A 13,658-nucleotide genomic window follows, 5' to 3' on the forward strand; every position below is an offset into this window, starting at 1 on the left:
GGTTGGCGCCCACTGATTGAGCGTTCTGCACTCAACTTTACTCAGCGCACAGATGATGTCAATACGAAGTTGAGCGTACTACACTCAACTTGTGATCTGGGGCGGTCCGCACATGCCGCGACTCCCGCGCAATGGCGCGGTTCCCGGGTTTTAAACGCGGACGACGGCGGTTCCCCGTTTCGCTGCTGGAGAACCTGCCGCCGCGCTGCTTCTTGCTGCCGTGTTACCTGTCGCCGTCCGGGCGGCGCTCCTCGGCAGTGGTATTCACCTGTTCGTCGGTGAGCTCCTCACCGATCACATCCGCTTCACGGGCACGGCCGGCCGTGCCGGCGGCGCCGTAATCGCCGTCCTCATATTCGCCGTCTTCACGGTTCGCGGCGACGTCCCCCACAGTGCCGGCATCCCCGTAGTCGCCGTCCACATACTGTCCGCCTTCGCCTTCCAGTCCCGGCGCTGTACTGCCCTTGCGGGGCTGCTCATCGGCGTGATGTTCCGTCATGATGACTTCTCTCCCTTGAGGTTCCGCGTCCATACGGGCGCATTTGCAGTCTATCGAGCGGGTCTTTTAGCCAACAGGGCCGCGGCGCAGCGGCCTTCAGGGGGCACGTGCAATCCGGGGCACGGCACTGGCCGGGTCCGGGGTTTAGCGGTGGCCTGCACCCTCCACCACGCGCTCGGGGCTGCCGCCGGTTTCCCGCTGGATGGCCGCATCCAGTTCCGGCCGCCCCAGCTTGCCCGGCCACCAGATGCGGGGCCCGATGTCGTAGGCGAGCGCCGGAACCAGCAGCGACCGGACCAGGACGGTGTCCAGCAGCACCCCGAAGGCCACGATGAAGGCCAGCTGCACCAGGAACATGATCGGAATGACGCCCAGCGCGGCGAACGTGGCCGCAAGAACCACGCCGGCGGAGGTGATGACGCCGCCGGTGACGCCCAGCCCGCGAAGGATGCCGGGCCGGGTGCCGTGCTTGAGGGACTCCTCGCGGACCCTGCTCATCAGGAAGATGTTGTAGTCCACGCCCAGGGCAACCAGGAACACAAAACCGAACAGCGGGACTGTGGCATCCGCCCCCGGGAAGCCCAGGATGTTGTTGAAAACAAAGGCGGAGACGCCCATGGCCGCGGCGTAGGACAGCACCACCGAGAGCACCAGCAGCACCGGCGCCAGGATGGAGCGGAGCAGCAGCATCAGGATGAAGAGGATCACCACCAGGACCACCGGGATGATGATCACCAGGTCCCGCTGTGCGGTGGTATTGGTATCCAGCGCCGTCGCGGTTACGCCGCCCACCAGCGCTTCCGGGTCCACTGACTTGACGTCGGCGCGCAGCGCCTTGACCGCTTCCTCGGCTTCAAGGGAGTCCGCGGCGGAGTTGAGGGTGGCGTTGATGAGCACCTTCCCGTCGCGGACGTCAGGTGCGCCGGGAGCACCGGGGGCTCCGGTGATGGGCACGGAACCCCGGGCAAGGAGATAAGCCTCGCCCACGCCGTCGGCCGCTTTCACGGTGTCCAGTACTTCCTTTGCCTTGCCTTGGTCCGCAACCACGACGGCGGGGCTGCCGCTGCCGGCGTCGAAATGCCGCGCCAAGGCATCCTGGCCGTCAACGGCGTTGGATGCGGTGAGGATGACGTCGGTTTGTGGAACGCCGTTGGCCTTGAGCTGCAGGACGCCGGCCGAGGCAACCAGCAGCAGCAGGACGGAAGCGATCCACACCACGCGGGGCCGCCGGGAAACCAGGGACCCGGTGGCACGCCACAGGCCCTTCTGGCCTTCCAGACCGGTGACCAGCTCGGGTTCGCGCTGGTCCGCGGGGAGCAGCTTGGGACGGAAGGGCCAGAAGGCAGCCCGGCCCAGCAGTGCCATCAGGGCCGGGAGCAGCGTCAGCGCGGCAAACAGTGAACAGAGGATGCCGGCCGCTGCCACGGGACCCAGCGCCTTGTTGGAGTTGAGGTCGGAGAAGAGCAGGCACAGCAGGGCGATGATCACCGTTGCGCCGGAGGCCAGGATGGGCTCGAAGGACGCTTTCCACGCCGTCAGGACCGCGGCGGTTCGGTTGGTGGTGTGGGTCAGGGCTTCGCGGAACCGCGCCACGTACAGCAGGGCATAATCCGTGGCGGCGCCGATGACCAGGATGGACAGGATGCCCTGGCTCTGGCCGTTCAGCTGGATCCATCCGGCCTTTGCCATGCCGAACACCAGCAGGATGGCCGCACACAGCGCGAAGACGGACGTCAGGAGCACCATGACGGGCAGCAGGAGGGAGCGGTACACCACCAGCAGGATCACGAACACTGCGGCCAGGGCCACCAGCAGGAGGATTCCGTCGATCCCGGCGAAGGCGGCAGTGAGGTCCGCCGCGAGCCCGGCCGGGCCGGTCACGAAGGTCCGCATGCCCTCCGGGGCCGCGCCGGCAACGGTGTCCCGCAACTCCTGCACGGCTTCCTTGACCTCGGCCGAGGAATCGATCGGCGCGATGAACTGGACGGCTTTGCCGTCTTCGGAGGGGATGGGTCCAATGACCGCGCTGCCGAGTTGCAGTTCCTCGAGCTCCGCCCGCAGTCCTGCAACCTCCCCCAGCTGGGCCGGCGTGAAGGCCTCACTGCTTTCGATCACGATGACTCCCGGAACCTCATCCGAGTCACGGAACTTGGCCTGCCAGTCCTGCGCCTCGGTTGCTTCTGCACCTGCCGGAAGGAAGGAGGCCTGGTCGTTGGAGGAGACCTCTTCGAGCCGCCCGAATGTTGGCCCTCCGACGCCCGCCAGCGCCAGCCAGGTCAGCACCAGGATGACGGGAAGCAGCCAGCGCAACCAGAACGGGACACGTTCCGAACCTTTGGATGTGGTTCTCATTTTTTGCCTTCCAGGGGAGGGACGCGGGTAGGATTGATTCCATACTAGAGTATCTCCATCATAGAGATAAGTGCCTGGCTAACTTTTCTTGCTCCGGCCGGTACCTCCAGGCCGGCCGGGCTGGCGTAATATCCGTCAGGACGGCCAACGGCCAAGCACCGGTGCCGTGCACTGGTGCCCCGAATTCAGGAGGTGGACATGGCAGGCAATATCGGCCCGGCCTTGCAGGGGCCTCCTTCCGGTCCGCCCGCGGGGCCGCACCCGCTGGTCCTGCTCCTGCAGGAGTTCACACTGGAGGCCAACCGGTATGTGGATACAGCAGGCGGGCGGAAGGACATGCACCGCACGGACCTCAATGCCCTGGCCGCGATCATGCGCCACACGGCGAAGGGAAACGTGGTCACGCCCGGGCTCCTGCGCAAGGAACTGCACCTGAGCTCCCCCGCGACAACCGCCCTGATCGACCGGCTGGACCATTCGGGGCACGTGACCCGCGAGCGGCACGGCTCGGACCGCCGGCAGGTCCAGCTGAAGATGACGCCCAAGGCCTACCAGGACGGCGGCGCCATCTTCGCCCCGCTGGCGCGCCACATGGGAGCTGCCATGGCCGATTTCACTCCGGCGGAACTGGAGACTGTCAGCAGGTTCATGGCCGCCATGGTGGAAGCCACGGTGGCTGCGCGGGAAGATTCGTCCGCAGGCCAGCCGGACACAGCCGCCCCACCCAACTAGGTAGCGCTAAGTGTCGTTTTGAGGGGCCAAAACGACACTTAGCGCTACCTAGTTGGGGGTAGCGTTTGGTTATGAGCGCGCAGCAGCCTGAAGACGACGTTTATACACACGGCCACCACGAATCGGTGGTCCGCGCCCATGCCGCCAGGACAGCCCAGAATTCGGCAGCGTTCGTCCTGCCGCACCTCACGCCGGGCTGCAACGTGCTCGACGTCGGCTGCGGCCCGGGCACCATCACATGCGACTTTGCCGTCCTGGTGGCTCCGGGAAAGGTGACTGGCCTGGACCGGTCACCGGACATCATCGCCCAGGCCAAGGCCCTCGCCATGGAGCGGGAGGTGCCGAACGTCGAGTTCGTGGCCGGCAATATCTACGACCTGGACTTCGAGGACGAGACGTTCGACGTCGTCCATGCCCATCAGGTGCTCCAGCACCTCACGGACCCAGTGGAGGCCCTGCGTGAGATGCGGCGGGTGGCCAAGCCCGGCGGGATCGTTGCCGTGCGCGACGCCGACTTCCACGGCATGAGCTGGTACCCCGCCATTCCGGAGCTCGACGAATGGATGGAGCTGTACCAGCGCATCGCCCGCAGGAACGGGGCCGAACCCGACGCCGGGCGGCGGCTTGTCAGCTGGGCGCAGGCTGCAGGCTTCACCGACGTCGCGCCCTCCAGCAGCAACTGGCTCTATGCCACCGGCCAGCAGCGCCGGTGGCAGGCCCGCGTCTGGGGCGAACGCGTGCTGCACTCGGCCTTCGCGGAGCAGGCACTGGAGTATGGCTTCGCCAACCCGGCGGACCTGGCAAGGATTTCCGCGGGCTGGCACCGCTGGGGATCCACCGACGACGGCTGGTTCCTGATCCCCAATGGCGAGGTGATCGCCCGGGCGTAGGGCCCGCCCCTCCGCCACGCCGCGGCGGGCACACGTAGGATTGACTGGTGCAATTCTCCCTTTGGCTCGCGCTGGCGGGCGCCGGCGTCCTGATCAGCTTCACCCCCGGCGCCGGAGCCATCAACACCATGAGCAACTCGCTGAATGCCGGGTTCCGGCGCTCCATGTGGGGAATCCTTGGCCAGCAGGCAGCACTGGTGATCCACGTGGTGATCGTTGCCCTCGGCGTGGGGGTGCTCGTTGCCAGCTCGCCCATCGCCTTCAACGTGATCCGCTATTCGGGCGCGGCCTACCTGGTGTACCTGGGCATCCGGCAGTTCCTCAGCAAGCCGGACCTTGGGCAGGAGAAGATTGCCGGCCTTCGGAACGAGCCCGCCTGGTCCATCTTCCGGCGCGGATTCTGGGTAAATCTCCTGAACCCGAAGGCCATCATCTTCTTCCTCGCCTTCATGCCCCAGTTCATCCGGCCGGAGCAGCCCCTCCTGGCGCAGTACGCAGTACTGACGGCAACCATCGTTGCCATTGACATCCTGGTAATGTGGTTCTTCTTCGCCGCCGCGGCCAGGTCCTTTGAGCGTTTCACCCACAGCGCCCGCGGCCAACTTGTCCTCAACCGGGCCTTCGGGGTGCTGTTTGTGGCCGTGGGCATCCTGCTGGCCTTCCTCCACTGACGACGCAGCGCGCTCCGGCCGCCCCACGGAAGAGCATGTGACCGAAAGTCCAGAATCTTTACAAACCAGTCAAGCATTGTGAATCACGCGCTAGCCAACAGGGGCAAATAGCGCGCATGCTTAGCATCATGAACTCACCGTCGAGCCCATACCGCGTGATCGCCGTCTGCACCGGGAACATCTGCCGGTCCCCCATGGCCGAGCTGATGCTCGCCGCGGCGCTGGAACACACAGGGCTGGGCGGTTTGGTTACGGTGGACTCCGCGGGCACAACGGGATACGAGGCCGGACGGCCCATCGACCCGAGGGCGGCCAGGCGGCTGGCAGCGGCACAACTTACCTCCAGCCGGCACATTGCCCGCCAGTGGCAGCCGGAATGGTTCCGCGAACGGGACCTGATCCTGGCGCTGGACATCGACCACCACGCCTGGTTGAGCGAGTCCGCCCCGGACCAGGAGTCCCGGGACAAGATCCGGATGCTGCGCAGCTTCGATCCGCAGCTGGCAGAAAAAGACCTTCTCGACCAGGGAATCGAAGACCCCTGGTACGGCGGCCACGCCGACTTCGACACCGTCTGGCATCAGGTACACGCCGCACTTCCCGGACTGCTGGATTACATCAAAGTGGCCGCGGTCCGGAACGCCGAGCTCCAGCGCCAGGCTTAGGCAGGCAGCAGAACGGGACAGCCAGGCGGAGCGAAGGCACGACGGCAGCAGGCGGCCGTCAAGGCTAACCGCCCATTTGTAGTTGCGAACGATTCTCAACTACATTGATGGCATGAACCTCACCGTCATCAGTTCCCTTGATGCACTCTGCCGGCAGCAGGCGTGCGAAGACCTTGCGGCAGCCCATCCGGGCAGCCTGGTGGTCCTTCATGACCTCATGGAGGACGGACTCGTGGTCCGGCGAATATTCAGTGGCCGGATCCTCCTGGAACGCGAGGAGACAATGCTGGAACACGGTTGCCTCAGCTGCGCCGTCCGGCTGGACCTTGTCCCGAGCATCGACCGGCTGCTCGAAAACACGAAGGGGGCCATCATCATTGGCCTGCCGCCTGCCGTCCCTGCATCAGCCGCGGTGTCCGCACTGCGGCGCGGCCTCACCCGCGCAGCACCCGTGGGTACGGTAATCCTCGCGTGTTCCCCGGATGCCCTGGAGGACCACATCTGGGATTCCCACACCTTGTTTGAATCCGGCTTCACTCCCGCACCGGAAGACGAGCGGACGCCGGGCGAATTCCTGGTGGGCGAACTCGCCTTCGCGGACACCGTGTTGCTCACCGAGCCGGACATTGTGCCGCCCGACCCGCCGGGCCGCGAGCGCGGGCTGCACCTGCTCCGTGAACTCGCTCCGCACGCGGAGGTAGCCCGTGATGCGGCAGCAGTCAGGCAGGGACTGCACCGCTACGCCGACGCGGTGGCCAGGACAGCACCCGGAAACGCCCAACCGCCCGGTCCCCCGGCCCGCAGCATGGAGTCGCCGTTTGCCACAGTGTTCCACCGCATCGAGCGGCCGCTGCACCCCGGACGGTTCCGGGACGCACTGGCAACCCTGGCAGAAGGATGCTGCCTCCTGCGCGGCCAGCTGTGGATAGCGTCCGCACCGGCCTGCCGGATAGCGATCCAGGGCATCGGCCCCCGCGTGTGGCTGGAGAACCTCGGCGCCTGGCCGGAGGGCCACGCCGCACCCGGGGCGGGAAGCCAGCCGGCCGGCCACGGCGCCCCGGCCGCCTCCGTCATAGCAGCGACGGGCGAGGACCTTGATGCCGCGGAACTCGGGAACCTGCTGATGTCCTGCCAGCTCACCGATGAAGAACTGGCATTGCACCACCACCAAACAAGGAGCACAGCATGAAGGTACGGAATTCACTCCGCGCACTGAAAAAGATCCCCGGCGCGCAGGTTGTCCGGCGGCGCGGGAGGACCTTCGTCATCAACAGGAAGAACCCCCGGATGAAAGCGCGGCAGGGATGACGGTACGCTCTAATTCATGAGCCCAGCCCCCGTCATCATTGCCATCGACGGGCGCTCGGGCGCTGGAAAGACCACCCTCGCCGTTGAACTGGCGGCGCGGCTGCGGGCCCACCACAGGGTGTCGCTGTTCCACCTCGAGGACATTTATCCCGGCTGGAACGGCCTCATGGTCGGCATTGACCGCTACGTCGCCACGGTTCTGGAGCCCCTGTGCCGTGGCGACGCCGCCACCTGGACCAGCTGGGACTGGCAGAACCATTACGACGGCGACTCCCGGGTCACGCTGCCGGCCGAGATTGTCATCGTTGAGGGAGTGGGCGCCGCCGCGGCCGCGGCCCGGCGCCTGCTCAGCGCCGTCATCTGGGCGGACTCACCGGAGGAGGTCCGCCGCACCCGGGCGCTGGACCGCGACGGCGGCACCTACGAACCCTACTGGGACCAGTGGGCTGCGCAGGAGGAGGAATGGCTGCGCACCGACGACGTGCCGCAGCACGCCGACGTCCGGGTACTGAACCGCGCCGACGGATCCGCCCCGGCGGACGTCCTGCAGCTCCTGCCGTATCTCCCCGCCCTGGCCCCGGCGCTGTCCCCCGAGCTTTCGGCGCGCCGTGGCCTCAGCATCCGCACCGAACAGCTGGACACCAGGCCGGATCCAGCAGCGCTGTTCAATTCCCTCTACGGCACCTCGGCCAACGCCGTCTGGCTCGACTCATCGAATGCGGGCCAGGCCGGTGACCAGGCAGGGTCCGAGGCCGCCGGGCGGAGCCGCTTCAGCATCATGGCGGACGACGCCGGCACACACGGCCAGTCCATGACGCACCGTTCCGGACAAAGCGAGCTAAGGGCAGGCTGCGCCACCGCCACGGTGGCGCGCCCCTTCTTCCGCTGGCTGGACACCGTCTGGGGCAACCCGGCAGTCAGCACCCCCGACGGCTACCCCGGTGAGTTCACCCTTGGCTGGCTGGGATGCCTGGGCTACGAACTCAAGCGGGAAACCGGCGGATCCGATCATTCCGCGCCCACGCCTGATGCTTCGCTGATCTTCGCAGGCAGGGCGGTTGTCCTGGACCATGCGGAAGGCACGGCCTGGCTCCTGGCTCTCGACGCCCCGGATGCCGACGAGTGGCTGGAAGGCGCGCGCGCCGCCGTCGAAGCAGCGTCCGGCCCCGCCGCGCAGGCGGCCGTGGCAGCCCGGGCCGGCGGCAGCAACGGCGTCGTACTTCCGGAAGCGCCCACATTCCAAAGCCGTGATACAGCCAAGCAGTACCGGGAGAAGATCGCTGCCGCCCAGCACGAAATCGCCGAGGGAAACACCTACGAGGTCTGCCTGACCACCACTCTGTCAGCGAAAGTTCCGGCGGCCACGCTGGACCCGTGGCAGGCATACCTGGCCCTGCGCCGGAGGAATCCGGCCCCTTTCGCCAGCTACCTGATGTTCGGCGGACTCACGGTGGCCAGCACCTCGCCTGAGCGGTTCCTGAAGATCGCCTCCGACGGCGGCATGCGCGCCGAGCCCATCAAGGGCACCCGCCGCCGGGCTGCCGACCCGCAGGAGGACGCGCAGCTTCGCACGGACCTGGCGTCGTCGCTGAAGGACCGCGCCGAGAACATCATGATCGTGGACCTGTTGCGGAACGACCTGAGCCATTTCGCGGTCCCGGGCTCCGTCACGGTCAGCAGGCTCTGCGCCATCGAGAGCTACGCCACGGTGCACCAGATGGTGAGCACGATCGATGCGCAGCTGCAGCGGGGATCCTCCCGGGCCGAAGCCGTGGCCGCCTGCTTCCCGGCGGGCTCGATGACCGGCGCCCCCAAGATCAGCACCATGGCCATCCTGGACCGGCTCGAAGGTGGCGGGCGCGGGCTCTACTCCGGCGCCATCGGCTACTTCTCGCTGAACGGCGCCACGGACCTCGCCGTCGCCATCCGGACCCTGGTGATCGACGCCGGCGGCGACGGAACGGCGGAACTGACGCTCGGCGTCGGGGGCGCCATCACCGCGGATTCAGATCCGGAGGACGAATACGAGGAAATCCGCACCAAGGCGTTCGGCGTCCTCTCCACCCTGGGAGCGGACTTCCCGGACGACTGACCCCCGGAGTTTTTACTGGACTGTGGCGGTCAGCCTCGCCACGTTGTCCACGTAGCGGGCCGCCAGGGGCCGGTTGATCCAGTCCGCCAGTTTCAGCTCGTGGGAGATGTCCCGGTAGGTGTCCTCCACCGCACGCATCTTGGTGACGATGTCCTCTCCCAGCAGCATCACGGACACCTCAAGGTTCAGGGAGAAGGAACGCATGTCCATGTTGCTGGAGCCCAGCACCGCCACCTCGTCGTCGATGGTGAAGTGCTTGGCGTGGAGCACGAACGGGGCCTTGTACAAGTAGATCCGGACGCCGGCCTCCAGCAGGGCCTCGTAATAGGACCGCTGGGCGTGGTGGACCAGGAACTGGTCGCCCTTCTCGGAGACGAACAGCTCCACGTCCACACCGCGCTGGGCAGCGGTGGTGATGGCGTAGAGCAGGGAATCATCCGGGACGAAGTACGGGCTGCAGATCGATATCCGGTGCTGGGCGGAGTAGATGAGCGTGTTGAAAAGCCGCAGGTTGTTCTCGGTGATGAACCCCGGGCCGCTCGGCACCACCTGTGCCGTCACGTTCCCGGGGTGCGGGTTGGACGGGAGCTGCAGCTGGTGCTCCAGGGATTCGTCGGTTTCGCTGAGCCAGTCGGTGGCAAAGACGACATTCAATGTGGTCACAATGGGCCCGTGCAGGCGCGCCATGAGCTCCACCCATTCGCGGCCCGCCTTGCGGTGCCGGGGGTTGTTGTAGGAGGGCTCGATCAGGTTCTGCGAGCCGGTGAAGGCAACCTCGCCGTCGATCACCATGATTTTGCGGTGATTCCGCAGGTCAGGCCTGCGCCACTGGCCATGGATGGGCAGGAGCGGAAGCATGCGCTTCCACTGGATCTTGCCCGCGCGGAGCCGCTTCAGGAGCTTCCGGTAGCCCTGGACCCGCAGGGTCCCGATGTGGTCGAACAGCACGCGGACTTCGACGCCGCGCTCGGCTGCCTCCTCCAGCGCGGTGAGGAGGTCGTCGGTGATGTGGTCCGTGCTCATGATGTAGAACTCGGCGTTGATAAACTCTTTCGCCTTGCGCACGGCCTCCGTCATCTGCAGGATCGAGTCCGGATAGCCGGGAATCAGGTCAACGGAGTTGCCGTCCACCATGGGCAGGGACCCGAGCCGACGGTTCAGTTCCGCGGCGGACTTCACCCACTCCGGTCCGGGGTAGTCGCTTTCGACGTCGGAAAGCGAAGAGATCCCGGCCCGCACCCGGTCGTTGACCCGCTGCTGCTGCGCCCGCCGGCGGCTGGACAGCTTGAAGTTGCCGAACAGCAGGAACAGCAGGATGCCCACGAACGGCACAAAGAAAATGCCCAGCAGCCACGCCATCGCCGTGGTGGGACGCCTGTTGCCCGGAATGATGCCCACAGCCAGCACCCTGATCAGGAGGTCGGCGACGCCCAGCAGCACCACCACCCACATTGGCGCGGTGCCGGCAAGCGAGAATGGCCACAACACGAAATAAACCCCCGGAGGATGGGCTCCCGGCGGACCGTTTCCAGCCAGGGCACTCTGCCCAGCTTATCCGTGCGGCGCCGCACTAAGCTGGAGCCATGACCTCTCCAGCTTCCGTGGTTCTCGTTTTCCTCGACCCCGCGTTCCCGGACGGCCGGCTCGCCGATGCCTCCAAGCCCCAGCTCCTGGTCACGGACCAGGGCGCCACCCGCGGGGACGGGATCTTCGAAACCATGCTGGCGGTAGGCGGCAACGTGCGGAAGGTCCAGGCCCACCTGGACCGCCTGGCCCGCTCCGCGGACGCCCTTGACCTGGTTATCCCGCCGGAGGACGAGTGGCGCAGGGCCATCGGGACTGCACTGAGCGAGTACCGGTCCGAGTATCCGCCTGCCTCCGCCGCCGAGGACGAACTCGTGGTCAAACTGGTGGTGACCCGCGGTGTGGAGGGAGCCGCCGCGCCCACCGCCTGGGTCCAGGTGTCCCCCACGGGGGCGTTGGCGCGCCGCCAGCGGGAGACGGGAATCGACGTCATCCTCCTTGACCGGGGCTACGACAGCGACGCCGCCGAGCGCGCCCCCTGGCTGCTGCTCGGCGCGAAGACGCTGTCCTACGCCGTCAACATGGCCGCTTTGCGCCATGCCCATAAACAGGGCGCGGACGACGTCATCTTCATCTCCTCCGACGGCCGGGTACTGGAAGGGCCCACCTCCACCGTGCTGCTGGCCCACGCAGGAACGTCCGACGACGGCACTTCCGTCAAGCGCCTCATCACGCCCCAGCTGGACAGCGGCATCCTGCCGGGCACGTCGCAGGGCGCGCTGTTCACCGCGGCGAAGGCTGCGGGCTGGGAACTGGGCTACGGCCCGCTTGAGCCGCAGGACCTGCTGGATGCCGACGCGGTGTGGCTGATCTCCAGCGTCCGTTTGCTGGCGCCGGTCAACCGGATCGACGGCAAGGAAATCGGCACGCCCTCCGTCCAGAAGGAGCTGACCGCCGAACTGAACGAGTTGTTCGCGGGCATCCAGTAAACGGTCCTGTGATTCCGGCCTTTGCGCTCTAGGTTCGGCGGGGGCAGTGGCCGTAAGGTTTGGTTCATGGACTCGCAGACGCAGCCGAATGACAACCTGACCTTTGACGAATGCTGGGAACTCCTGGCCAATGACACTGTCGGCCGCCTTGCACTGGTGGTTGACGGCCACCCCGAGATCTTTCCAATCAACTACGTGGTGCACCGCCGCAGCATCGCGTTCCGTACGGCCGGCGTCACCAAGCTGTGGAGTGCCCTGACAGAGAGGCCTGCCGCCCTGGAGATCGACGGCTACGATCCCCATACCGAAGAGGCCTGGAGCGTGGTGCTGCGCGGCGATACGGCGATCATCGAGGACCAGGCGGACAAGGACGCCGTGGACAGCCTGGGGCTGGAGCCATGGCAGCCGGGAGAAAAGGCAAACTACATCCGGCTGACAGCCCGTGCTTTGACCGGCCGCCGTTTCAAGGTGAACCGGCCGGACGTCTGGGCCACGCGGCAGCAGGACAAGCGGCGGGCCTCTTTCGAATAACCCGGCCGGAATGCCTGTCCGGCCAGGCTAGCCGGTTGGCTCTGCGTCCTGAAGGGACAGTTGGGCTTCAAGGCCGGAGAGCAGGATGCTTAGCCCCTGGTCAAGTTCCGCGGATCCTTCGTAGTCCGCCAGGGCGGGGGCCAGCGCACGCAGCCGCGGGAACTCCTTGGCAGGCAACCGGTGCAGTCCCAGCCGCAGCAGCACTTCGTTTTCCTCCGGGTCCACAACGAATTCCTGCAGCTCGTTCAGGATGTGGCCGTAGAGGAAGCCGTAGTAGGCGCGGTAGACGTGGAGGGCGTCCGACGGGCTGAACCCTGCCCCAATCAGCAGGGACAGGATCTGCTCGAGGGGACGCAGCGTGCCCAGCGGCCGCAGCCCCAGCGGGGTGGAGAGCGGCCTGGTCACGAGCAGCGGCACCACATTGGGGTGCTGGAGCGCAAGGCTCCGAAGGTCGTGTGCGATGCGGCGCAGCTGGGCTTTCCAATCGGGATCGTCGGGGTGGATGGTGAGTTCGTTAAGCACCAGTTCGGTGACGCCGTCCAGCAGCGCGGCGCGGTTCTCCGCATAGCGGTAGAGGCTCATCGGATCCCGGCCCAGTTCCTGGCCAAGGCGGCGCATGGTCAGCGCCTCCAAGCCTTCCGCGTCAACAACTTCGAGCGCCTTGGTCAGCACCAGCTCCCTGCTCAGCTTTTGCTTTTGGGCCGGCCCGGTGGGGGACTGGACTTTCGGGGAAGCCATGATTTCCGTCCTGGAAGGCGGCAAGCCCTTTACCCGGATAGGTAATCCATTCGCTTGCCGAATCCGTTGTCTACGAGTAAAGTCTACATTGTAGATGCGGCAGTGACACCGCCCTGTAGCCCCTGGTTTCAACTAGTAGCCCCCGGTTTCAACTAGTTCTTGATTTCCGCGGGCTTCATCAACACTCCATGCCCCGTGCACGGCATTGAGGTTCGCTGCTGTAGCCGAACGGCGGCACCACCGCACTTAGCGAAGGGAAGCCGTCATGGCGCATTCGCAGTTCGATCTCTTTCTAAAAGAAGCCACCTACATTGACCAGGCCTCGGACGCCACCCTCGACCGTGACCGCCTTTACGGCCTGTACACCAGCTGGTGCTTCATCAACCAGCAGAAGCCCGGCCTGGAGTCCAATTTCTGGATAGCCATGAATTGCCGCATCAGGCACGGCCGCAAGGGGCTGCGCATGAAAGGCCCCGCCGCTGCCGACTACATCCTGGCAAGCTACCCGGGCCTCGTCTAAGCAACGGCATCAAAACGAATACGGCGTGGACCACGTGCCTGGGGGCACAGGGTCCACGCCGTTCCTCTTTAAGCGCGCTTAGGCGCGCTCCCTGCTACTGCATCAATTGATCCTGCCGCTCCCGCGGGTCCCACCCCCGGACACCCA

At 66.3% G+C, this 13,658-nt stretch carries 14 protein-coding genes; 10 read left to right on the top strand and 4 right to left on the bottom strand.

The window, feature by feature from the left end; all coding sequences use genetic code 11:
- Positions 1-223: 223 nt before the first annotated feature.
- Together SMD14_RS18790 and SMD14_RS18795 are read right to left on the bottom strand one after the other, a co-directional pair.
- Positions 224-499, bottom strand: coding sequence for a hypothetical protein (locus SMD14_RS18790; RefSeq protein WP_157240518.1), 276 nt, complete (start codon positions 497-499; stop codon positions 224-226).
- A gap of 144 nt (positions 500-643) precedes the next feature.
- Positions 644-2,851: an efflux RND transporter permease subunit gene (locus tag SMD14_RS18795; protein ID WP_321214656.1), complete on the bottom strand. Its 2,208-nt coding sequence runs from the start codon at positions 2,849-2,851 to the stop codon at positions 644-646.
- Positions 2,852-3,049: 198 nt separating this feature from the next.
- Here SMD14_RS18795 and SMD14_RS18800 point away from each other — a divergent pair, with 198 nt between their 5' ends.
- The 7 genes from SMD14_RS18800 (at position 3,050) to pabB (ending at position 9,209) form a co-directional block, all read left to right on the top strand.
- Positions 3,050-3,583, top strand: a complete 534-nt coding sequence (locus SMD14_RS18800) for a MarR family transcriptional regulator (RefSeq protein WP_321214657.1) — start codon at positions 3,050-3,052, stop codon at positions 3,581-3,583.
- Between the two features lie 71 nt (positions 3,584-3,654).
- Positions 3,655-4,473, top strand: a complete 819-nt coding sequence (locus SMD14_RS18805; RefSeq protein WP_157240512.1) for a methyltransferase domain-containing protein — start codon at positions 3,655-3,657, stop codon at positions 4,471-4,473.
- 47 nt (positions 4,474-4,520) lie between these two features.
- Positions 4,521-5,144 (top strand): LysE family transporter, encoded by a 624-nt coding sequence (locus tag SMD14_RS18810; RefSeq protein ID WP_321214658.1) that lies wholly within the window; start codon positions 4,521-4,523, stop codon positions 5,142-5,144.
- 128 nt (positions 5,145-5,272) lie between these two features.
- Complete coding sequence (locus tag SMD14_RS18815; protein WP_321214659.1) at positions 5,273-5,809, top strand: low molecular weight protein-tyrosine-phosphatase; 537 nt, start codon at positions 5,273-5,275, stop codon at positions 5,807-5,809.
- A 112-nt stretch (positions 5,810-5,921) separates the two neighbouring features.
- Complete coding sequence (locus SMD14_RS18820; protein WP_157240506.1) at positions 5,922-6,998, top strand: GTP-binding protein; 1,077 nt, start codon at positions 5,922-5,924, stop codon at positions 6,996-6,998.
- A complete protein-coding gene (ykgO, locus tag SMD14_RS18825) occupies positions 6,995-7,117 on the top strand; it encodes a type B 50S ribosomal protein L36 (protein WP_157240505.1) in 123 nt (40 codons plus the stop codon). Before SMD14_RS18820 ends, ykgO begins: the two co-directional genes overlap by 4 nt.
- A gap of 16 nt (positions 7,118-7,133) precedes the next feature.
- The gene (gene pabB, locus SMD14_RS18830) at positions 7,134-9,209 is read left to right on the top strand and encodes an aminodeoxychorismate synthase component I (RefSeq protein ID WP_321214660.1); all 2,076 of its coding nucleotides are present in this window, start codon (positions 7,134-7,136) and stop codon (positions 9,207-9,209) included.
- 12 nt (positions 9,210-9,221) lie between these two features.
- On the opposite strand, the gene cls is transcribed toward pabB, so the two are convergent.
- Positions 9,222-10,661 carry a cardiolipin synthase gene (cls, locus tag SMD14_RS18835; protein WP_321216311.1) on the bottom strand — a complete coding sequence of 480 codons (1,440 nt, stop codon included), beginning with the start codon at positions 10,659-10,661 and terminating at the stop codon, positions 9,222-9,224.
- A 131-nt stretch (positions 10,662-10,792) separates the two neighbouring features.
- Here cls and SMD14_RS18840 point away from each other — a divergent pair, with 131 nt between their 5' ends.
- On the top strand, positions 10,793-11,722 hold the full coding sequence (locus tag SMD14_RS18840; RefSeq protein WP_157240501.1) for an aminodeoxychorismate lyase: 930 nt from the start codon (positions 10,793-10,795) through the stop codon (positions 11,720-11,722).
- A gap of 66 nt (positions 11,723-11,788) precedes the next feature.
- On the top strand, positions 11,789-12,253 hold the full coding sequence (locus tag SMD14_RS18845) for a pyridoxamine 5'-phosphate oxidase family protein (protein WP_157240499.1): 465 nt from the start codon (positions 11,789-11,791) through the stop codon (positions 12,251-12,253).
- A 27-nt stretch (positions 12,254-12,280) separates the two neighbouring features.
- On the opposite strand, the gene SMD14_RS18850 is transcribed toward SMD14_RS18845, so the two are convergent.
- Positions 12,281-12,991: a TetR/AcrR family transcriptional regulator C-terminal domain-containing protein gene (locus tag SMD14_RS18850; RefSeq protein ID WP_157240498.1), complete on the bottom strand. Its 711-nt coding sequence runs from the start codon at positions 12,989-12,991 to the stop codon at positions 12,281-12,283.
- Positions 12,992-13,256: 265 nt separating this feature from the next.
- Here SMD14_RS18850 and SMD14_RS18855 point away from each other — a divergent pair, with 265 nt between their 5' ends.
- On the top strand, positions 13,257-13,511 hold the full coding sequence (locus SMD14_RS18855) for a hypothetical protein (RefSeq protein WP_157240496.1): 255 nt from the start codon (positions 13,257-13,259) through the stop codon (positions 13,509-13,511).
- The last annotated feature ends 147 nt before the right edge of the window (positions 13,512-13,658 follow it).

This window comes from Pseudarthrobacter oxydans (assembly GCF_034258515.1).
In the GTDB taxonomy this organism is placed as follows: Bacteria; Actinomycetota; Actinomycetes; order Actinomycetales; family Micrococcaceae; genus Arthrobacter.